The 21,410-nt window shown below is 64.1% G+C and carries 11 protein-coding genes and 1 pseudogene; 3 read left to right on the forward strand and 9 right to left on the reverse strand.

Annotation, left to right across the window (positions count from 1 at the left end):
* Positions 1-23: 23 nt before the first annotated feature.
* The 6 genes from MON38_RS21950 to MON38_RS21975 all read right to left on the reverse strand — a co-directional run bounded on the left by MON38_RS21950 (position 24) and on the right by MON38_RS21975 (position 11,869).
* A complete protein-coding gene (locus MON38_RS21950) occupies positions 24-3,176 on the reverse strand; it encodes a SusC/RagA family TonB-linked outer membrane protein (protein ID WP_241938303.1) in 3,153 nt (1,050 codons plus the stop codon).
* A gap of 67 nt (positions 3,177-3,243) precedes the next feature.
* On the reverse strand, positions 3,244-5,724 hold the full coding sequence (locus MON38_RS21955; RefSeq protein ID WP_241938304.1) for a beta-glucosidase family protein: 2,481 nt from the start codon (positions 5,722-5,724) through the stop codon (positions 3,244-3,246).
* Between the two features lie 354 nt (positions 5,725-6,078).
* Positions 6,079-8,133 (reverse strand): 7TM diverse intracellular signaling domain-containing protein, encoded by a 2,055-nt coding sequence (locus tag MON38_RS21960; RefSeq protein ID WP_241938305.1) that lies wholly within the window; start codon positions 8,131-8,133, stop codon positions 6,079-6,081.
* 71 nt (positions 8,134-8,204) lie between these two features.
* Entirely contained in the window at positions 8,205-10,751 is a 2,547-nt protein-coding gene (locus MON38_RS21965; protein WP_241938306.1) for a DUF5686 and carboxypeptidase-like regulatory domain-containing protein, read from the reverse strand.
* Between the two features lie 219 nt (positions 10,752-10,970).
* On the reverse strand, positions 10,971-11,279 hold the full coding sequence (locus MON38_RS21970; RefSeq protein WP_241938307.1) for a hypothetical protein: 309 nt from the start codon (positions 11,277-11,279) through the stop codon (positions 10,971-10,973).
* Positions 11,276-11,869, reverse strand: a complete 594-nt coding sequence (locus MON38_RS21975; protein WP_241938308.1) for a hypothetical protein — start codon at positions 11,867-11,869, stop codon at positions 11,276-11,278. Before MON38_RS21975 ends, MON38_RS21970 begins: the two co-directional genes overlap by 4 nt.
* Before the next feature lie 665 nt (positions 11,870-12,534).
* Here MON38_RS21975 and MON38_RS23060 point away from each other — a divergent pair.
* The 3 genes and pseudogenes from MON38_RS23060 to MON38_RS21990 all read left to right on the forward strand — a co-directional run.
* Positions 12,535-13,284, forward strand: a pseudogene (locus tag MON38_RS23060) (7TM diverse intracellular signaling domain-containing protein); the annotation flags it as partial.
* Between the two features lie 997 nt (positions 13,285-14,281).
* On the forward strand, positions 14,282-15,781 hold the full coding sequence (locus MON38_RS21985) for a hypothetical protein (protein WP_241938310.1): 1,500 nt from the start codon (positions 14,282-14,284) through the stop codon (positions 15,779-15,781).
* Positions 15,782-15,896: 115 nt separating this feature from the next.
* Entirely contained in the window at positions 15,897-17,321 is a 1,425-nt protein-coding gene (locus MON38_RS21990; RefSeq protein ID WP_241938311.1) for a T9SS type A sorting domain-containing protein, read from the forward strand.
* Between the two features lie 126 nt (positions 17,322-17,447).
* Here MON38_RS21990 and MON38_RS21995 read toward each other — a convergent pair whose 3' ends face one another.
* The 3 genes from MON38_RS21995 to MON38_RS22005 form a co-directional block, all read right to left on the reverse strand.
* A complete protein-coding gene (locus MON38_RS21995; RefSeq protein ID WP_241938312.1) occupies positions 17,448-18,782 on the reverse strand; it encodes a family 1 glycosylhydrolase in 1,335 nt (444 codons plus the stop codon).
* Positions 18,783-18,879: 97 nt separating this feature from the next.
* The gene (locus MON38_RS22000; protein WP_241938313.1) at positions 18,880-20,562 is read right to left on the reverse strand and encodes a GMC family oxidoreductase; all 1,683 of its coding nucleotides are present in this window, start codon (positions 20,560-20,562) and stop codon (positions 18,880-18,882) included.
* A gap of 124 nt (positions 20,563-20,686) precedes the next feature.
* Positions 20,687-21,292 (reverse strand): gluconate 2-dehydrogenase subunit 3 family protein, encoded by a 606-nt coding sequence (locus MON38_RS22005; RefSeq protein WP_241938314.1) that lies wholly within the window; start codon positions 21,290-21,292, stop codon positions 20,687-20,689.
* Positions 21,293-21,410: the final 118 nt, after the last annotated feature.

Genomic DNA, 21,410 nt, shown 5'->3' on the forward strand with positions numbered 1-21,410 from the left:
GGAGAGGTGGGAAGGTGAAGGAATTAGAACCCGATGTTCAGGCCGCCCATCAGCACGCGCGTTTGCGGGTAGATGCCGAGGTCGACGCCACTGGCGCTTACTTCGGGGTCGTAGCCGGTGTACTTGGTCAGCGTCAGCAGGTTCTGGGCCGTGAAATACACGCGAATCTGGCTGGCCGACACGCGGTTCATGATGCTGCGCGGCAGCGTGTAGCCAAACGTGAGGTTCTTGAGGCGCACGTAGGAACCGTCCTCGATGTAGTGCGTCGATACCCGCAGGTTGTTGTTGGGGTCGCCGTTGATGGCGCGGGGCACGTCGTTGCTGGTGCCCGGGCCCGTCCAGCGCGTCAGGATGCGGGTGGTGCCGTTGGTGGTGCTGTACAGCGCGCTTTCCGTGATGTAGCGGTTGAGGTTGTACACGTCGTTGCCCTGCACGCCCTGCACGAAGATGCTCAAGTCAAACCCTTTGTAGTTGAACGTGTTGGTGATGCCAAACGAGAAGTTCGGGTTCGGATTGCCAATGAACTTACGGTCGGCATCGGTGATGACGCCGTCGCCGTTCAGGTCGCGGAACTTGATGTCGCCGGGGGCCGTGCCCGCAAACTGGTAGTAGTCGGCCTTGGCCGGGCCCGACTTCGCGCCGGCGTTCAGGGCCGACAGCTCTTCTTTGGTCTGAATCAGGCCGTCGGCCACAAAGCCGTAGAACGAGCCGAACGCCTGGTTGATGTCGTAGCGCACAATGGTGCCGCTCAGCGAGCCCAAGCCGTTGTACGGAATGCCCGCGCCCAGCGACTCCAGGCGGGTTTTGTAGGCCGACACGTTGAAAATAGTCGACCAGTTGAAACCGCCTTCCACGCCGTTGAAGTTGTGCGTGGTTACCCCCAGGTCGATGCCCCGGTTGTAAGCAGAAGCCGCGTTGCGGTTCACCGATTCGTAGGTGCCCGACACGAGCGACGGCGGTACCGGCGCAATCAGGTTGGGCGAGTTGCGGTTGTAGAGGTCGAGGCTGGCTTCGATGCGGTTATCGAGAAAGCCCATGTCCAAACCAATGTTGGTCTGGTCGTTGTATTCCCAGCGCAGCTCCGTGTTGCGCAGGCGCGTCGGCGCCCCGCCCTGGTTGATGGCCCCGTCGGGGCCGAAGGGGTAGGTAACCCCAAAGTTGATGGAATAGAGGTAGGCGAAGCGGCCGGCGTTCAGCTCGTTGCCCACCCGGCCGTAGCCGGCGCGCAGCTTCAGGTTGCTGATGGTGGTGTTGCCTTTCAGGAATTCCTCTTCCGAAATGCGCCAGCCCACCGAAGCTCCCGGGAAGATGCCGAATTTCGACCCGGCCTGGAAGCGCGACGACCCGTCGCGGCGCACCGTGGCCTGGAAGATGTACTTCCCGCCGTACTCGTAGTTGAGGCGGCCAAAGTAGCTGGCCAGGCGGCGGGGCTCATCCACGGTGCCGCCGTTAGCGAGCAGCGTGTTGATGGGGCCGGAGTTAATGGTTTGCAGGTCGTTGCGCAGGTACAGCGAGCGGTAAGCCGCCACGTTGCTGAAGTTGAACTCCTGCGCCGACTGGCCCACCAACAGCGTTACCTGGTGCTTGTCGCCGAACAGGTGGTCGTAGGTGGCCGTGTTCTCAATCAGGTAAGTAGGGGAGTAGCTGGACGTTGCCGAGCCGCCCGCCGTGATGTAGCGTTGCGTGTAGCCGGCCAGCTCGGGGCCCTTGGGCGCGAAGCTATTGAAGTTGTCGAAAATCAAATCCGCGCCCACGTTGGTGCGGAAGCGCAGGCCTTTCAGCGGCTCCAACTCGGCATAGAACGTGGTGATGGCCCGGTTGCGGGTGAATTTCTGGTTGGTGCGCAGGGCCGTGGCCAGCGGGTTTTCCTCGGTGAAGTTGTCGGAAGCGCTGTTGGGCTGGTACCAGTAGCCATCGGGCCGGTAGGCCTGCACCGTAGGCGGAATACGCAGCAGCTGTTGCACGGCGCCGTATTCGCCGCTGTTGCTCGTTACCTGGCGGTCGCTCAGGTGCGTCAGGGCAATGCTGTTGCCCACTTTCAGCATCTTGCCAATCTGCACGTCGCCGTTGGCGCGCAGCGTGAAGCGCTCGAAGTTGGTGCCCACAATCACGCCATCCTGCTGGAAGTAGGTGCCCGACAGGGCGTAGCGTGCCTTGTCGCTGCCGCCCGTGGCCGACAGCGAGTAGTTCTGCATCGCCGCCCGGCGGAACAGCAAGTCCTGCCAGTCGGTGCCAGCACCCAGCGCTTTGGGGTCGCGCAGCTTGTCCAGCGCAATGGGCTTGCCGGCTGCAATCAGCGACTCGTTGTTGATGGTCGCGTATTCTTCCGCGTTCAATAATTTCAGCCGGCGCGCCACGGTCTGCACTCCGCGGTAGCCGTCCAGGTTGATGCTCGTTTTGCCGGCCTTGCCACGCTTGGTCGTGATGATGACAACCCCGTTGGCCGCCCGCACGCCATAAATAGCCGTGGCCGAAGCATCCTTCAGAATATCAATGCTTTCGATGTCGTTCGAGCTGATGGCGTTTAGTTGGTTGTCGCCACCGTCGGGCAGTGGGAAGCCATCGACCACGTACAACGGGTTGTTGTTGCCGGCCGAGGTAATGCCCCGCACCCGCACCGACGTGCCCGCCGCTCCGCCCGGCGCGCCGCCGTTCGAGGTAATCGTCACGCCCGACACCTTGCCCTGAATGGCCTGGGTCACATCGGGCACGGGCTGGCGCACCAGCTCCGCCGAGTTCACCGACGAGATGGCCCCCGTCACGCTGCCGCGCTGTTGGGTGCCGTAGCCCACCACTACCACTTCGTTCAGCTGCTTGGCATCTTCGCGCAGGGCAATGGCATAGGCCGGCGCACCAGTCGTCACGGTGGCCGTCTGGGTGGCGTAGCCCACAAAGCTGAACACCAGCGTGCTGCCCTCGGGCGCATTCAGGTTGAACACGCCATCGGAGTTCGTGGTGGTGCCCAGCGTGGTGCCGCGCACCAGCACGGTTACGCCGGGCAGGCCGGCTCCGTCGGGCCCGGTTACGCGCCCGCTCACGGGCACATCGGCCGCGGGGCGGGCCAGGGCGTGGGCGGCCACCGGTGCGGCCGCTGCCCCCGCCAGCGCGGGCAGGCTGCACGCCAGCAGCACAGCTGCGGGGCGCACAAGGTTGGTTAAGTACACGTTTCTTTTCATGGTGGGCTGAAAGAGTGGTGGTTACAGAATGGTGAAGTGCAGAGAAAAAGTTGAATGCTGATAAAGCCTAGCGCCCCGGCGTGAGCGCCCCGGTGCTGCCGGGGGCGGCGGTGCCGGCCTGGGCCAGCGGCCCGCCCGCGTAGCGGAAGCGCACGGCTTGCGAGCCCACGCGCAGGGTGTACCAACCGGCCTCGAGCTGGGGCCGGCCCTGGCCATCGGGGTAGCTCAGGTCGCGGCGCGGGTCGATGTCGAAGGTGAATTCGCGGCTCTGGCCGGCGGCCAATGCTTGCTTCTCAAAGTGGCGCAGCTGGCGCACCGGCCGCGCAATGCGGCCCACCTCGTCGGTCAGAAACCAGAGCACGGCCTCCTGGCCGGCGCGGGCCCCGGCGTTGGCCACGCGCACCGTGGCGCGCAGGCGGGCCGTGGGGCCGGTCAGCACCGAGTCGCTCAGGGCCAGGCCCGAGTAAGTGTAGGTGGTGTAGCTCAGGCCCTCGCCAAACTCGGTCAGCATCGAGCTCTTGTACTTGGGGCCGCGCTGCTCAAAGCCGGCGCCAAAGTCGCTCAGGTCGAGACTGTTCTCGTTGTTGTCGTGGTGGTAGTTGGTGGTGTGCCCGGCAAACTGCGGGTAGGTGAAGGGCAGCTTGCCGCTGGGGTTGGTTTTGCCGCTGATGATTTCGGCCAGCGCCACGCCGCCGCCATACCCCGGCAGCCCCGCCCAGATGATGGCCGGCGTAGCCTCCGCCACCTGGCGAATGATGCTCGGCCGGCCACCAATCAGCACCAGCACGGTGGGCTTGCCGCTGGCCTGGGCGGCCCGGGCCAGCGCCTGCTGGTCGTCGGGCAGGGTCAGGTCCGAGGTGTTGCCCATGCCTTCGGTGTAGGGGCGTTCGCCCAGGGCCAGCACCACGGCATCGGCCCGCCGCGCGGCCGCCGAGATGCTGCTCATCAATGACTTGCCTTTTGCATCGCGGTAGGGCAAGGTTTCTACGGTAGCCTGGGGGTACTCGCGGCGCAGGGCTTCTACCAGGGTCGGCACGTCTTTGGGGTAGGCTTCTTCGGGGCGGCCCTGCCAGGCCAGCGTCCAGCCGCCGCACAGGTTGGCGCGCGAGTCGGCCGAGGGGCCCACCACCAGCAAGCGCTTCACGCGGCTGGGGGCCAGGGGCAGGGTGTTCTGGTCGTTTTTCAACAGTACTACGCCTTCGCGGGCGGCACTCACAGCCTGGGCGCGCAGGGCCGGGTCGCCCACGCGGGTCAGGCGGTCGGCGCGGGGCATGGGGTTCTCAAACAGGCCAATTTCGTCCTTCATTTGAAGCACCCGGCCGGCCGAAAGGTCGATGCGGGCCTGAGTCAGGCGCCCTTCCTGCACCAGTTCTTTCACGATGCGGCAAAAGTTGGTGGTATAAGGCGTCATGGCCATGTCCACCCCCGCGTCGATGGCCATCCAGGTGGCTTCCTTCTCGTTGGCAGCTACTTTCTGAATTCGCACCAGCCGGATGATGTCCTCCCAGTCGGTCACAGCCACACCCTTGAAGCCCATCTGCCGCCGCAGCAGGTCAGTAAGAATGGCTTTGGAGGCATGCACAGGCTCGCCGTTGATTTCACCCGAGTTAATCATAATGGATTTCAGGCCGGAATCGATTGCGGCCTGAAACGAAGGCCGGAAGAACTCCTGCAGCCGCTGGTCGGGGATGAGGGCGTTGGTGCGGTCCCAGCCATTGCGCGGGTCGGAGTACCCCAGAAAGTGCTTGCCGCAGCCCGCTACTTTATAAGGCGCAATCTCCTGGTTTGTTTGCAGCTCCTTCACAAAAGCTGCGCCCAGCGTGGCCACCACCAGCGGGTCTTCGCCGTAGGTTTCGTAGAAGCGGGGCCAGTATACATTCACCCCCAGGTCGAGCACCGGCGCAAACACCCAATGGTGGCCCAGGTCGGCCGATTCCAGGATGGTAGCGCGGGCCGTTTGGCGGGCCAGTTCGGGGTTGAAGGTGGACCCGAGGTTGATGTTGTGCGGAAAGATGGCCGTGCCACTCACGTAGCTGGCCCCGTGCATGTGGTCGATACCGTAGATGATGGGGATGTGCAGCCGCGACTCGCGCATGCTGATGCGCTGCAGCGTGGCCGAGTAGCGCACCCACTGGGCCGCTGGCACTGCCTCGCCGTTCAGGAACGAACCGATGTGAAACTCCCGCACCAGTGCCGCCAGCTTGGCCGAGTCCAGGGCCACGTCCTTCTGTACCCCGGTGGGGTTGATGGCCGTATTGGCCAATTGGGTCATCTGCCCGATTTTCTCTTCCAGCGTCATCTGGGCCAACAGCTGCCGCACGCGCGGGCTGAAGCTGGCGGCGGGCAATTCGCTGCTGCTGGCCGCCGCTGGCGTGATGGGCGAAGCCGGGGGTGTGGCTACCGTTGCCACGGGGGCTGCAGCGCGCTGGCAAGCGGCCAGCACCGTGCCTGCGAACAGCAGCGAGCCGAGGCCTGCCTGCCAGCGCAAACGGAGCGAGCGAGTGCCAGCCGGCCGAACCGGACCAGAAGTAAAAAGCAAGTTAAACACAGCGTAAGGGTGGGAGTTGTGGCCCAAATGTAGATGCGTGTGTTTTGCAAATGCAAGCCGTAAAATGCCTCAAATGGCCTGAAAATGGGGTTTTTGGGATGTGGATTGCCAAGTGCTTTACGCTTGGTGCACACGTCGGCGCGGGGCATTAATAGCCCTGTTGTTCCGCTGGCGGGTTTTCCGCTTTCGGACCGAGAGGCTAAAAAACAATGAAAAAAATGTCTGTTTCAGCAAAAAAAAATGGCCCCAAAAGCAAATAGCGTTTTCACTATCTGATTTTGGGGCAAATACTACTGCCTGCCGCTAAAAACTGCCGCTGCCTTTCCGCAAACGTTACCGGGTGCTGGCAGGCGTTCAGGCCTGCGCTTCGGAAGCTTCCAGGTCGGCCGTTTCCACGTCGGCGGTGGCGTCGAGTAGTACGTGGGTCCAGGGTTCGCCCTCTTCGTAGTCGGGGGCCTGGCGGCGGCGTTGCAGAGCGGCCAGCACCTTCTGGGCAAAGGCCCAGCTGGTAGCTGGGCGCAGCTCCAGCACCCGGGCCAGCTCGGCAGGGGGGTAGCTCCCGCGGTGGGCGTGCAACAGAAACACGGCGTAGAGCGCCTTCACAATGGAGAACTTACACTTCTGCAGCAGCGTGCCCGTGGTGGCCGACTCCACATAGCGGCAGCGGGTGCAGCGGCGGGCGTAAGGCTCGCGGGCCTCGCAGCTTTTCTCGTGTCCGCACTTGCGGCAGCGGTAGGGGTGCTGAGCCCATTTCAGGTCGGCCAGGTAGCGCAGGCAGGCATCCTTGTCGGGGTATATCTGGCTGAACTCGCCGAAGTCCACCTCGCGGGCATCGATGCGGGCCGCCTTTTCGGCGTGCAGGTCGCGGCTGAGCTCCAGGTTGAGCTTGGCGATGGCGTCGGACTGCAGGGCCAGCAGGCCGTTGGCTTCGAGCAACTCGCGGTTCTGGGCGGCCACGGTTTCGTGCTGGCGGCGCAGTTCGGCGGTGCGCTCGGCTACCTGGGCTTCGAGCTCGGTGTTGAGCTGGTCCTTCAGCAGCTGGTTTTCGTGCAACTGCTCCACCAGGCGGTCCTGGGCCTGGTGCTTTTTGCGCATCTGCTTGAGGAGGCGCTGCTGCGAGAGTAGCGTCAGGTCCATCAATCCCTTCAGCTTTTCGCCCAGCGCATAGCTCAGTATCACTACTTCCAGCACGAAGGCCGCATTCAGGCTGTACACCGTGTAGGCGTTGTTGTAAAAGTCGAAACCCAGCTTGCGGCTGATAAGGAAGATGAGACTGATAGCCACCAGGGCCTGCGCCAGCAGCAGGTAGCGCGCCGGTTTCAGGCCCGTGCGGTAGGCCTGCCAGCCGGCGTAATACAGCAGCCCGTACGGCAGCAGGTACAGCCAGAAGCTAAAGCCCGAGTGCACCAGGCCCACATCGAGCACCAGCAGCGCCGCGCTGCCCCCCAGCACCCAGCGCCCGAAGCGGTGCAGCCCGGGCAGGCGCGAGGCCGTGTCCAGAAACCGGCTGGCGTAGGTGCCAAACGTGAGCAACAGCAGCACCGGTGCCGCTGCCCCGATGAAGTGGTTGAACCCCGGCGCGCCCGGCCACAAGTACTGGAACCCCAGCCCGTCTTCCGACAAAAACAGCAGCGCCCCGCTCAGCACATATAATACGTAGTAGAAATAGGTGCCCTCCTGCAAAAAGAAGTACAGGATGAGGTTGTACACCACCATGATGAGCAGGATGCCGTAGAAAATGCCCAACAGCCAGTATTGCACCGACAGCTCGGGTATCAGCCCGGCCCCGCTGTGCACCATGGCCCGGAAGCTGGTCTTCGTGTCGGAATGCAGGCGCAGGTAGTACGTCACCGTCTGGCTGGGCCGGGGCGGCAGGTCGAACAGGAAGTTCTTGTACGGGTGCGGGCGCGTGGCAAACGAGCGGGTGGCCCCGGTGGCCACGCTGTCGTACTCGGTGGCGCTGCCCGGCCGGGGCCGGTAAAACAGCGCCTGCCCAATGTGCGAGTCGTACAGCTCCAGGTACCACGCGTCGGATTCGATGGGTGCGTGGCGCACCGTCAGGCGCAGCCAGTAGTTGCTGCGCGGGTGCTGGATGTTGGGCGGCTGCCCCGAGCCGCGCAGCCGCCGAAACCGGCCAGCCCAGGCCGGGCTGCGCACATCGGCCAGGGTAAGGCGGCCGGTGGGGTCTTCCAGAATGCTGTAGTACTGGTCGTCGAGGTAGATTTCGGCCTGGCCGGGGTGCACGGCCAGCGTGTCTTCGGGCAAGGCGGCGCGGGCCGGCCCCGCCAGCAACCCCAGCAGTAACCCCAGCAGCCAGATGCGCGCGCGGTTGCTGTAATGCTTCTTAACGGGCCGTGCTACCAGAGCACGCCGTTTCTCGTGTCGGCACTGATGAGTGAGTAACCACATACGGCCCCTAAAATACGAAAATCCGCCCGGCAAACGGCCGGACGGATTTTCGGTATATCAGGCAACTCGTGTCAGAGGCGGAACTGGGCGCTGAATTTTACGCCAAAGTTCTTGTGTTCGGGGTGGCGGTCATCGATAACCGGTGGTTGGTCGCGGTACGTAACGCGGTGCAGGAAATCGACCCGTAGAAACTTGAAGATGTTCTCGATGCCGTAGCCAACCTCCACGTAAGGCTCCTTAATGGTGTCGGGCAGGCGGTTAGAGTTGCCGTTGGCATTGCGGGCGCGGTCCGACAGGTTGCCGTAGAGCATGTTGGCAGTGCCCACCAGGCGCCAGTTTAGGGCCCGGATGCCGGGAATAGCATTCAGCAGCAAGCCTTCGAAATGCTGGTCGAGGCGCACCGACACTGACCGGTCGGTCACGAACTCGAAGTAATTCATCAGGTTGAAAGCGTTGGGGTTATAAAAAATCGTCTGGTTGCCCAGCGGGGCTTTCAGGATGATGTAGGGCAGCGGCGTGGGAATGTAGTTGCCCTCGACGCGGTAGTTGAGCCGGCCCAGGTAGCCCACCGACACGCTGTGGCTGATGGCCAGGTTGAGCTTGTGGTACATGTTGTGGCGTCCGTACCACTCGATGGAGCCCAGCGTGTAGCGGAAGTTGAATACCGGCCAGCGCTTCAGGCCTACGGCGCGGCGGCGATTCTCGCTCTGCACCAGGGTTTCGTCGGGCGCGTAGCGCGATTCCGACACCAACTCGCTCAGATGCAGAACGTCGGAAGGCGGGGTGTCGTTGGAGCCTTTGAAGCGCGCTATTTCCAGTTCAAACAGCGGGTCGATGAACTGATAGCGGGCCGTCAGGGTCTGGGTGAACCCGTGGAATAAGTCGCGCTGCACGCTCAGGGAAGCCAGGTCGCGCAGGGCAGGCCGTTGGAAGCGGCCCCAGCGCGAGGCGGCCAGAAACAGGTTGTTGTTATCGAGGAAATCGTTGTCGAGTAGCGCGGTCTGTTCCACATCGTGCTTGAACTCGGCCGAAAAAACCGTCCAATGGCGGCGCTCGGCAATGTAGCTCTCGCGCACCCCGTATTTGAACCGTCCATCGTTGGTGCCATAGGCCACGTAGGCCTGCGTCAGCCAGTCGCGGCTGATGAGGGGAGTTGTCCGAAATCCAATCCGAAAGCGACTGCCTTCAAAGTCGTTGTGGGCGTAGAGCGTCGAGATTGGCCCGATGTCGAGCTTGCCCACGCGCTTGTAGCCGTTCACAAACAAATCGACCCAGTCGAGCAGGTTGCGCACCGAGGGCAGGGCTTTGGCCGAATCGAGCACGGCAAAGGTCTGGCGCTCACTCAAGCTTAGCGTATCGGGGCGGTGGGTGTCGAAGTAGCCCCCGGCCCCGCCTTGGGGCAGCCCGGCCAGCAAGCCGCCGGCGGGGCTTTCCACCACCGGCTCCATCAGCGACGACACGATGGGCTGGTCGTAGAAACCGGCCTCGTCGTGCAGCTTGTTGCGCACGAAGTTGCTGCTCACAGTGGTGTAGCGCACCAGCATGGCCGCCTGTTTGGCCGAGGGCCGCACGCTGATGAGCAGCTTGGTGCGCGTGGGCAGGCCAGGCCCCTCGCCGGGCGACGTCAGCTCCTGGGCCACGCGCAGGTCGTTCACGAAGTTGATGTTGGCCTCGGGGCTGGCCACCAGGTCGAGGCGGCGCAGGGCATAGCCTTCCTGCGTAATCCAGATAGTGCCTTTGAAAGCCAAATCGTGGCTGCGCTTGGGCGTGACGGCAATTTTGTAGCAGAAGTCCTTGCCCACAAACACCGAATCCTGCAGCTCGTAGTCGTAAGTGCCGCGTCCGCCCTCGGCAATGGGCGAGATGAAGTCCTTGCCCAGCACGTTCTGCCAGTTGGGGTAAAAGTCGAAATTCTGAAAGTTAGAGCCCAGCATCTGCGACAGAATGGAGCCCTCGCGCGGGCCTACGCCGCGCATCTGCTTGTGCAACAAGTCTTCGCGGCGGCGCAATGGGTTGTTGCGCTGGTACACCCGCGAGCCTACTTCCGACGCAAACACGGGCAGCGGCGCATCGGGGTCGCCCACGGCGGCAGCACCCTGGCGCACGGCCAGCGCCCGAATGTCGCGGATGGCCTTGCGCTTGTTGAGGGCGGCCGGCAGGTCAATCAGGCTGGTTTCGATGCGGTTGTACGAGTCGTACTCGGCCGCTTTCAGCGAGGTGCGCTGGTTTTCGGGCTTGTGCTTCTGCACCTCGCGCAAAATGCGGAAAGCCGGGTTTTCGGGCTGGCGCGAGCTCACGAAGACTTCGCCCAGGGTTACGCCACCGGTTTTCATCCGGAACAGCACCGTTTGCACGGCCGCATCGCTCAGTTTGCGGCGCTGGGTAGCAAACCCAATGGCGGACACCGCCAGAGAATCGGGCGAACCCGTGACGGCGAGCTTGAACTTGCCGTCGACATCGGCCGTGACCCCGAAACTGGTGCGCGGCACGAAGATGGAGGCGAACGGCACTGGCTCGCCGTTGGCGGCTTCCACTACCTGGCCACTGATAACGATGCGCTGGGCGGCGGCGGGCAATGCCAACAGGCAAGCCAGGAGCAGCGGAGCAAGAAATTTCATACGAAGTATAAAAGAACCAAATGCCAGAAATAAATAGAGAAGGTCCGGCAATTTACGCAAAGCACAAGATGCTTTAACTAGTTCCGTGCCCTTTTTTTAAAAAATTAACAATGATGATTTTAAACCCTTCGGGGCGGCAATTGTCGCGCCTGGCTGAACGGTGCTTCTTGCACGGTGAATGCTCATTTAACCGCCCTAAACGGTGTGGTGACCAAATACTCACGCTGGCATCGGCCCCGGCCCGGCCAGGCCGATGGTGGTGCCGCGGGGCAGCTCGCGCAAGCCTGCCACGTCGAGGAGCAGGCCGCGCGTTGGGACGTCGTCGTCGGGGCGGCTTACTTCTTCCACGGTGGCGAAACCTGGCTGGCAGGTGCCATCGGGCAGCCGAACAACGACTGCGAGCGCCGTGTGCAGGCCGCAGGCCGCGAGGTAAGGGGTAGGGCCCTCGGGCAGGGCGAGCAAGCCCAGGCCAGGCAGCGGCCAGGCGGCAGCTACGCGCAGTAGAAAGCGTGGGTCGTCGGGATTCATTGTGTAGGGTGGGGGGTAGAATTGTCAGCGAGAAGCGGCCGGGCATCGGGGGTAGCCGCGGGAACTGTGGTGGCAGGCGGCGGGCCGAGGTAGTTGGCGGCGTTGGAAATGACGAAAACCGTGGACACGAAGCCGGCAATTTTCTCCAGTAGCAGCAGCGCCTGCGTGGTGCCGGCCGCCGCCGTCACGGAACCGCCCGAGTTGCTGATGAGGGTGCCCACGCTGTGGTAGAACAATTGCCCGAACACCTCCAGCTCGGAGCCTGGCCGCAGGCCGGCAAAGGCGTGGTCGTTTACGCGGTAGAGGCAGTAAAAATCGAGGGCGAAGGACAGCGCAATCATGCCCAGGTTGAGCGACACAAGCAGCAAAAACTGCTGAAACGTTTCGCGCAAGGCCGCCAGGGCCCGGAAGTTATGCAGCAGAAAGTAGCCGGTTTTGCCCGCCGCCGCCGCCAGCAGCAGGCCGGTAATTACGTCGGAAGGCAGGCCCTCGTGCTTGTCGAGCAAGTAGAGCGCCAGGCCCAGGAGCAGCAGTAGCGCGTGCTGCCACAGCAGGCGGTAGAGCTGGTTTTGGAGGGGATGAGGTTTCATGGCTGCGCAAAGAAACGCGCCGGGGTGTGGCAACCGTGAAGGTGCGGGCCGGCGTAGCGCGTGGGCTCCCGGCAACGCCGGCGTGGTGCGCGGCCCTGAGGGGGGCGCGGCAATGGCCATAAGTAACGGCCAACGAGCCAATAAATAGTATGTATAACCGTCCAGTTACCTTTGTGCCGTCACCGGCGTATGAGCACCTGTTCCCGTGCGCTCGCCAATTTATTTCTTCTGTGCTTCAACGGTTATGCCTGCTGCTGTTTTTCCTGATGACCAGCTTATCGGGCATTGCCGCTCAGCCGCGTGGTGGCATAGGTGAGGCTTCCGCCATTGCGGTGCTTCGGGTGGGGGTGCTGCCCGACCGGGGCTATTCCTGGGACCAAATCCGTACCGACACTACGCTCACCTTTGAGCCGGCCGATTCGCTGCGGCCCGCCCAGGCTAGCCGCTACTGGCTGAAACTGACGGTGCTGAACCGCCGCCGCTACGCCGAAACCTGCCAGCTCACGTTGGCGCCCGGCCTCGACAATACCCTTTTCTATTTTGATGAGAATACCCGCGCCTGGCGAACCCAGCGCGCCGGCCAGGCCGTAGCCACCGACAGCCAGCGGCTGAAGGGGATATTGCGGCTGCGGCTGCCAGTGCACGCCACCACGCTGTACGTGCTGATGAACCTGGACCGCCGGGCCGCCCTGCCAGCCGCTATTTGCCTGGGGGTAAAGCTGGAAAAGGAAGCGGTGGCGCGGGAAGCGGATTTGTTTTACAGTACGGCCTGGGCCGTGTCGCTCACGGCGCTGCTGCTGCTGCTGCTTACCAACCTGCCCACCTACGTGCGCTACCGCGACCGCAGCACGCTGTTTTACCTCTGCTCGCAAGTGGGGGCGGCGCTCTACGTCACCGCCTTTCGGGGGTATTTCAAGGTGCTGTGGCCGGCCCCGGTGTTCAGCCAGCTCGTGCTGGCCGACGGGCGCAGCTATGCCTACACCCTCAACAACGTGGCCATGCACCTGAGCGTGGTGCTAATGCTGGTCGGCTTCGGGCAGATGACCCGCGCCTACCTGCTGCTGCCGGCCCGGCTGCCGCGCCTCGATGCCGCGCTGCGCTACGCCCTGGGGGGCTACGTGGGCTTTACGGTGGTGGTGGGAGCGGTGAACCTGAGCGGCTTCTACCTCAACCAGTACACGCTGCTCTACGACAACCTGCTGGTGCTGGGCGTGGTGGGGCTGTTGCTAGCCATTGGGGTGGTGGCCTACCGGCGGCAGCTGCCGCTGGCCCGGCCCTTTCTGCTGTCCAACGTGCTGCCGCTGGTATGCATTCTGGGTATTGCGGCGTACCACGTCTTCGTCGGCTTCGACAACAACGGCAACCAACTGCTGCCCGACCTGGCCATCCTGGCGCACGCGCTGTGCTTTTCGGTGGCCCTGAGCATTCGCTCGCAGAGCCTGCAGCAAACCCTGCTGGCCAAGGAGCGCGAAGCCGACCATCTGGCCCTCGACATTCGGCAGCAGGAACTGCGCCACCGCGAAATCGTGCTCAAAAACCAGCACATTCAAACCGTGCTGCTGGCGTTGCAACGGCGGCAGCAGGCCCGCGAGCAGCACGCCCAGCAGCTGAGCGAGGATATTCAGCAGCACCAGGCCACCAACCAGGAGTTGCAGGAGCAGCTCGAAGCCAACCAGCGCGAACTGGCCTCTACCACGCTCTATGTGCAGCAGAAGAACGCCCTGCTGGCCGAGCTCAAGCAGCAGATTCAGGAGCTGAGCGCGCAGCGCCCAGGCCAGCAGAAGGAGTTGGCGGGCATCAAATCCATCCTGCAGTCCAACCTGCATTTGGATGAGGACTGGGGCAAATTCAAGCTGCACTTCGAGCAGGTGCACCCGCGCTTTTTCGAGGAGCTGCAGGCCCGCTACCCGGCCCTGACCAGCAACGAGCAGCGGCTGTATTGCTACTTCCACATTCACCTGGCCACGAAGGAAATCGCGGCCCTGCTCAACATCGACCCCGCCAGCGTGCGCCGGGCCAAAACCCGCCTATTCAAAAAGATTGCGGCCGCCGACCTAGCCGCCGGCCGCACCCCGTCCCCCGAGACGCCGGGCGAACTGACGGCCGACGAGTAGGCCGTCGAATACTCCAGCCCGGCTTCGGGTAGAAGAATAACGGGCTATTTATCAGGCATATTATAAAAACTGTCCATACTTTGTCTACGCCCTGTTTTAGGGAAATAGCAGGTAGCATTCGCAGGTTTGTGGCCGTTGGGGCAGGTAGGCCACCGCCCCGGCGCTCCGAACCCTTCGGCCACCGCTCTGCCCCGAGCGGGCGGCGCGCCGGCTCCTGAGGACAGCCCTCGGGGCCGGCGCCGCCGCACGGCGGGGGCGGGGCCATCGCCTTGTTTTCTCCTGCGCACCTATCTATTCTATGCTAACTAAATACCTTCTCGCGCCCCTCGCCGCCCTGCTGCTGGCCGCTCCGCGCCTCGCCCACGCCCAAACCGGCTCCGTCGGCATCGGCACCACCACCCCCGCCGCCTCGGCCGCGCTCGACATCACGAGCACCAGCAAGGGCCTGCTGCTGCCGCGCCTCACGTTGGCCCAGCGCACGGCCCTCACGGCCAGCACCACGGCCCCGCCGGTGGCCGGCCTCGTCATTTATCAGACCGACAACACGCCCGGCCTGTACGCCTACGACGGCGCGGCCTGGGTGCGCCTCGGGGCCGACAACCTGGGCAACCACACTGCCACCCAAACCCTGAACCTGAACGCGCAGCGCCTGCGCGGCGAGGTGAGTACCTCCCTGGGCGACTCCACCGCCCAGGTCGAGCTGAACGCCAGCGTGGGTACGCAGAGCAGCGCGCTCATCACGCGAAGCAACTTTACTAACCGCTATACGCGCACCATCCTTTCGGGCTACGGCAAGCTGCCCGAGGGCACCAACTCGGCCAACGACTTCGGCATCTGGGCCACGGCCTACCGGGGCGGCGGGTGGGCCGGCTTTTTCTCGGCGGGCAGCACCACCGGCACGCCCCTGCGCTGGGTGGGCATCTGCCAGAACCCGGGTTTCACCAACACCGGCTCGGCTATTCGCATCGTCGACGGCACCCAGGGGGCGGGCAAGGTGCTGACATCGGATAGCCAGGGCTACGGCACTTGGCAGACGCCTACGGCATCACCTACGGCGGCCGGCGGCAACTTCGACCTGGGCTCCTACTACCTGGTGGGCAACGGCGGCAGCACGGGCATCGCCATCACCAGCAGCGGCCGGGTGGGCATCGGCACCACCGCCGCCGCGCCCGCCACCCAGGCGCTGGACGTGCGCGGCAACGTGCGCCTGGGCAATGACGCCAGCGGCGGCACCGGCGCGGGCCCGGCCGTGGAGTGGGTGGGCCCCGGCATCAACACCGACCCGGTGGGCCTCTACCGCGTGAACCCGGCCAACGACCAGAGCGAGCTGCGCGTGGTGGTGGGCGATGTGGCCGATGCCAACGACAAGTTTGCGGTGGGCCGCATGGCCGGCACCAGCACCGAGGGCGGCATCCCGGCGGGCACCTTCACGCCCAACTTCACCGTGCGCGCCGACGGCAACGTGGGCATCGGCACCGGCGCGCCCACCAGCACCCTGCAGGTGGCCGGCTCGGTGGCCGCCAGCATCCGCGAGCTGAGCGGCGGCTCCATCGCCGAGACCGACTACACGGTCATCGTCACCGGCAGCGTGAGCCTACCCGCCCCCGACGCCACCAACACCGGCCGTATCTACCATCTCATCAACGGCAACACCAATACCTACACCGTGACCGGTACCTTCCGCGACGCGGGCAGTGGGGGCCGCATCGGCAGCTTCACATTGAATAGCACTGCGGGCACCAAGGGCATCACCGTGCAGAGCGACGGCTCGCAGTGGTGGATTCTCACCCGCGAGTAGCGCCAACTTTTAGTTCGTGCCCCCGACGGATACCCAACGACTTGCAAACAGCGCGGGGACGCGAACTGAAAGCCCGCGCTACTGCCTGCCATCATCCCTTGACTCTCCAAGCTATATGCTACACCATTACCTCCTCACGCCCCTGGCCGCCGTGCTGCTGCCCGCCCTCGCCGCCCAGGCCCAAACCCTCACCAACGACGGGGCCACCCTCACCGTGGGCAGCGGGGCCACGCTCTACGTGGTGGGCGCGGTGCAGAACAACGCCGGCAGCACCCTGAGCAACGCCGGCACCGTGCAGCTCACCGGCGACCTTACCAACGCGGGCACACTGGCTTCGGGCGGCACACTGCTGTTCAGCGGTACGGCCAACCAGACGTTTGCTCCCGGCACGGCCACCGTGGCCACGCTCGTGCTCAATAACACCGGGGCCACTGGCGCCCGCACCCTGAACCTGCCCGCCGACCTCACCGTGGGCACGGCCCTCACGCTGCAAAGCGGCCTGCTGCGCACGGCTCCCACGGCCACCCTCACCCTGCCCGATGGCGCGACCCTGAGCGGCGAAGGCCCCGGGCAGTACGTGCAGGGCAACCTGCGCATCGTGCGGGCCGCCGGCAGCGGCGTGCTCGATTTCGGCCACGGCCTGACTCTGGACCGCACCGGCCTGGGCCAGGTCACGGCCACGCGCACCGCCGGCCTGCTCACGGATAACGTGAGCCGGGGCGTGAATTTCAGCAACGCCGCCTACAAGGGCATCGACCGCATCTGGACCGTGGAAACCACCACCGCCCCCAGTGCCGCCGTGCCCGTGACGCTGCAATGGCTGGCCGATGACGACAACGGCCTCAGCAGCTTTAGCCCGGCCCAGGCCTGGCGGGCCGCGCCGGGCTCGGCCCGCTGGGGCGCGGTGGGCAGCCCGGCCGCTGCTACGGTAGCGGGCAGCAGCCGCAGCTTCTCGTTTGCCACCGCCGCGCTGGGCCGCCTCACTGTCAGCAACGCCGCCAACCCGCTGCCCGTGGAGTTGACGCGCTTCACGGCCGAGCCGCTGGGGGCCGATGCGCTGCTGCGCTGGGCCACGGCCTCGGAGAAAAACAACAGCCATTTCGAAGTAGAAGCCAGCGCCGACGGGCGCACGTTCCACCGCATCGGCCAGGTGGCCGGCCACGGCAGCAGCACCCAACCGCACGAGTATCAGTTCCTGGACCCGGCCATTGCCCGCTACGCCGCCAGCCCCGTGTACTACCGTCTGCGCCAAGTCGATGCCGATGGCACGGCCAGCTACTCGCCGGTGCGCCAAGTGGCGGTAGTCGCCGGCCCGGCTGCACTGGCCCTGTTCCCGAACCCGACTACCGACCGCACGGCTACCCTCACCGGCGCGCAGCCCGGCGCATTGGTGCAGGTGTTTGATGCCATTGGCCGCCAAGTGCTGGCCGCTACGGCCGACGCTGCCGGCACAGCTGCACTGCTGCTGCCCGTGGGGCACGCCACGGGTGTGTATGTGGTGCGCGTGGGTAGCAAAGCGTTGCGCCTTACGGTGGAGTAGGTAGGGAAGCGTTGCCAAAACGCCTGTCATCCTGAGCGCAGCGAAGGACCTTATCACCGACCAACGAGTTACTGGAACGTGATAAGGTCCTTCGCTGCGCTCAGGATGACAGGCATTTTCCTGTAGCTACACTTCCACTTTCAGCGTGGCCGGCGCTTTCGTCACTTCAAACAGCTCGCCGTGGGGCACTATCGTAATCTGGCCGTACTCCTGGAGCAGCATTTTGTAGGCTTCGGCCACGGGGCGGGGCTTGCGGTCGAGGTCGAAGAGGCCGCAGGGGTTCACGGTGCCCACTTTGCGTTCCAGGCCCTTGTCCCAGTCAATCTGGTCGATAAGCGAATACCAGGTGAAGCCCAGCACGGGCACGCCTTCCTTGCGCATTCGCAGGATGTTCACCCACTGCTTCCAGAGCCAGGTGGGGCCGTCTTTGGCTTCGAGCACGTTGGTTTCGGTGTGCATCACCGGCTTTTTGTAGCGCTGGTAGTAGTCGTGGGTAATGTTGTACCAGCCCAGCACGTCCATGCTGGTGCATATTTCGCCGTTGGGCAGCATGATTTTCTCGTTGCGGCCGTAGTAGTCGTTGCCCATTATCTGGTACCCAGGCGGCTCGCCGGCCATGAACCAGTCGTACTCGCGCCGGGTCAGGCCGTTGTCGTAGAGGTAGTTGAGAACATCGCCGTCGGGGTGGTGGCCGTAGAGCAAATCGAGCGAAGCAAAGCGCAGCTTGTTCTGCATCTGCACCTCGTAGGTGTGCTCGGCGCGCAGCTCGTGGGTGAACTCGGCCGACTCGCTCTGCACGATGATGCAGTCGGGCCGGTGCTTAGCAATTTTCTGCGTGCCCATGATGCTGGCCGCCACCAGGTGCTTCAGTGCCGTCACAAAGGCCTTGTCCGATTTCAGTTGCTCGTTCCAGATGCCGTCCTTGGCGCTCATTTTGGCCGTCACGTAAATCTCGTTCACCGGCGTGTAATAGCGCACCCAGGGGTAGCGCTGCACCACCGCCTCGCAGTAGGCCGCGAAGTGCACCGGCAGCTCGGGATTCTGGAAGTTGCCAATGAAATCGGGGACCCCGAAGTGCATCAAATCCAGAATCGGCGTGATTTCCAGGCGCTGCATCTCGGCCATCGCCAGGTCGGCGAACTCCCAGTCGTACTTGTCGGGGCTGAGCTGGATTTTGTAGTAGGGCAGGCCGTAGCGCAGCACCTTCAGGCCCATTTCCTTCACCAGGGCCAGGTCTTCCTTGTAGCGGTTGTAGTGGTCGCACTCGGCCAGCAAATCGCGGCGGGTTTTGCCCCCGTCGATGGTCGGGTAGCTGCACTCGATGCCGGTGGCAAACATGAAATTGTTTGGCAGGCCCGTGGGCAGGCCGTTGCCGTTGTGCCCGCGCGCGCCGCCAAACTCGTCGCCCTCGTAGTTGCCGTTGCCGAAATGGTCGTGAATTTCCGTGAGAAAGGATTTCATTCTTTTAAGCTGTTAGCTAATAGCTGCTAGCTGTTAGCTGTATGATATTAGAAACTGCTTGAACAGAGCTAACAGCTAGCAGCTATTAGCTAACAGCTTATTTAAGGCTCTCCAGAAACTTGTCGGCCGTGCGCAGGCTCAGGGCCATAATGGTCAGGGCCGGGTTCACGCTCAGCGCGCTGGGGAAGGTCGAGTTATCGGAAATGTAGAGGTTGGGCACGTCGAAGGCGCGGCCGTTGGCGTCCACCACCGCATCGTCGCCGCTCTTGCCCATGCGGGCGGTGCCGATGACGTGCGCATAGCGCTGAAATGCCCAGATGTCGGTAGCGCCGGCGGCTTCCCAGATGCCGCGCATGATTTTCTCGGCGTGGGCATTCATGCGCTGCTCGTTTTCCTGGGCCGTGAAGTGCAGGCGCGGCTTGGGCAGGCCGCGGGCGTCCTTCTCCTCGGCCAGCTCCAGAAAGTTGTCGGCGTGGGGCAGACAGTCGCCCAGAATGTTGATGCCGGCAATGTGGTTGTAGTTGCGCATGTAGTCGCGCAGGGGCTGGCCCCAGAGCTTGCGGCCCCGCGCCACCTGCCCGGCAAATGTCACGGGCATTACGCCAATGCTTTGCAGCAAGTAGCCGCCCGCAAAGTCGGCCCCCGCCGGCCGGTGGGTATCCTGCGAAATCAGTCCGCCGGGAATACCCTTATTCGGCCGCACCTCATCGGCAAACGTGCCCCACACCTGCAGGCCGGGGTGGGCCATCAGGTTGCGGCCCACTTGTCCGCTGGTCAAAGCCAATTCATTCAGCAGCAGCAGGCGCGGCGTTTCTACCGAGCCGCCGCACAGGAAGAGGTGGCGGCAGCGCTGGCGCTTCTGCTCGCCGTTCTGCGTGTACACCACGCCCGTCACGTAGCCCCGCGCGTCGCGCTCAATCTCCGTCACAAAGCTGTTGGGCCGGATGTCGGCCCCGTGCTTCACCGCCAGCGGAATGAACGTCACGTCCATGCTCGACTTGGCGCCATTCGAGCAGCCGGCCTGGCAGAAGCCGCGGTTGGTGCAGGCTTCGCGCCAGCCCACGCCCTCCTGGTAGTAGCGCGCCGACAGCGCCGCATTGGCCGCCGGCGAGGTGCGAATGCCCATTTTCTCCGCGCCGCGCACCATCAGTTGCGCCGCGCTATTCAGCGGCAGCGGGGCCAGCGGGTAGCCCTTGCGGCGGGCGGGACCCCAGGGGTAGGGCGTAGGCCCCGAAACGCCAATAAACTGCTCTATCTCTTCGTAGTACGGCGCCAGTTCCTCGTAGCTCACCGGCCAGTCCTCGCCCAACCCGAAATCGCGGCGGATGTGCAGGTCGTCGGGCAGCGGGCGGGGCGTGTAGGCGGTGTAGTGCAGCGTCGAGCCGCCCACGCCGGTGCCGGAGTTGTTTTTGCCCATGGCCAGCGGGTCGCCTCCGGCGGCCAGCCGCTCATCGTTCCAGAACAGAAAATCCTGGGCTTTTTCGTCGGTGGCAAAGTCTTTCTCGGGGTTGTGCCAGGGGCCAGCTTCCAGGGCCACCACCTTCAGGCCGGCCATGGCCAGGCGGGCCAGCAGCGGCGCGCCGCCCGCGCCCAGCCCAATCACCACGCAGTCCACTTCGTCGGCTTCGGGCTCGATGGCCTGGGGCTTTTCCTTAGGAATATCGGCCGCCACAGGGGCGGTAGCGGGCTCATCGGCCACTAGCGCCCGTAGCAGCGGGTCCTGAATTTCGGGCTTGACGGGGTTGAGGACGCCTTCTTCGAGCACTTCTTCGTCGGGCATTTTTGCAATGGGTGAATGGGGTAGAGAATAAAACGTTGTCATCCTGAGCTTGCGAAGGACCTTATCACGCTTGCGCCGATTAACTACAGCACATCGTTCCGCGGTGATAAGGTCCTTCGCAAGCTCAGGATGACAAACCGGGCTCGCGGCTTTCTTTTTCGTTGAGGCCGATTTTCGTCCAAGCCGGCAAATCGGCCATGCCCACGTAGCCGATTTCCTCCTGAGCCAGCGGGTGGGCGTAGTAGGTTTCGGTGAGCTCGGCCAGCATTTCCTCGAAGAAGCGGCCGGCATCCAGCGTGGTCCAGGTGGTGCCGGGCGGCGTGCCACTGGCCAGCGCCTGCAGCACCGCATCTTGCTGCTCGGCATTCAACGCCGTGAAATCGGTTTGAAACTGCGCCTGCGCAATTTCCTGAATGCCGCCTAGGCCCATTCGGTAGGCTTCGCGGTCGGGAGGCAGGGCATCGTAGCGCCAGCCGTCGGCGCGGCCCTCGGCGAGGCGCTGGTCCACGGCCGGGGCCAGCGGGATGGGCTGGTCGGGGCGGTCGGGCTGAGGGAAAATGCGGGCGGCCACGGCCTCGAGCAGGGCGTAGGTTTCGGGGGCCAGAAACTGCGGCGCGTAGGCAGCGGGCGCAGCAAGGCGGGCCTGCAGGGCGGCGCGGGTGGCTTCCGACACGTGCGGCGTGGCGAGCAGCGCGCGCACGGTGCCGCTGGGGTAAGGAGGAACGGACATAAATCGGGCGTGGGCTGGCGCAGCAGCACGGCAACGGCTCAGCTAATAATTGCTTACGAGTGGAACAGGTTGAAAGGGTGCAGGTTTTCAACAGTATTTCTTCAACAGAACCCAGTAA

The organism is Hymenobacter cyanobacteriorum (genome assembly GCF_022631375.1).
Taxonomy (GTDB): domain Bacteria; phylum Bacteroidota; class Bacteroidia; order Cytophagales; family Hymenobacteraceae; genus Hymenobacter; species Hymenobacter cyanobacteriorum.

Bases quoted from the DNA above. Each gene is read 5' to 3' on its own strand.
- MON38_RS21950 (WP_241938303.1), bottom strand. From the start codon at position 3,176: ATGAAAAGAAACGTGTACTTAACCAACCTTGTGCGCCCCGCAGCTGTG.
- MON38_RS21960 (WP_241938305.1), bottom strand. From the start codon at position 8,133: ATGTGGTTACTCACTCATCAGTGCCGACACGAGAAACGGCGTGCTCTG.
- MON38_RS21965 (WP_241938306.1), bottom strand. From the start codon at position 10,751: ATGAAATTTCTTGCTCCGCTGCTCCTGGCTTGCCTGTTGGCATTGCCC.
- MON38_RS21970 (WP_241938307.1), bottom strand. From the start codon at position 11,279: ATGAATCCCGACGACCCACGCTTTCTACTGCGCGTAGCTGCCGCCTGG.
- MON38_RS21975 (WP_241938308.1), bottom strand. From the start codon at position 11,869: ATGAAACCTCATCCCCTCCAAAACCAGCTCTACCGCCTGCTGTGGCAG.
- MON38_RS21985 (WP_241938310.1), top strand. From the start codon at position 14,282: ATGCTAACTAAATACCTTCTCGCGCCCCTCGCCGCCCTGCTGCTGGCC.
- MON38_RS21990 (WP_241938311.1), top strand. From the start codon at position 15,897: ATGCTACACCATTACCTCCTCACGCCCCTGGCCGCCGTGCTGCTGCCC.
- MON38_RS21995 (WP_241938312.1), bottom strand. From the start codon at position 18,782: ATGAAATCCTTTCTCACGGAAATTCACGACCATTTCGGCAACGGCAAC.
- MON38_RS22000 (WP_241938313.1), bottom strand. From the start codon at position 20,562: ATGCCCGACGAAGAAGTGCTCGAAGAAGGCGTCCTCAACCCCGTCAAG.
- MON38_RS22005 (WP_241938314.1), bottom strand. From the start codon at position 21,292: ATGTCCGTTCCTCCTTACCCCAGCGGCACCGTGCGCGCGCTGCTCGCC.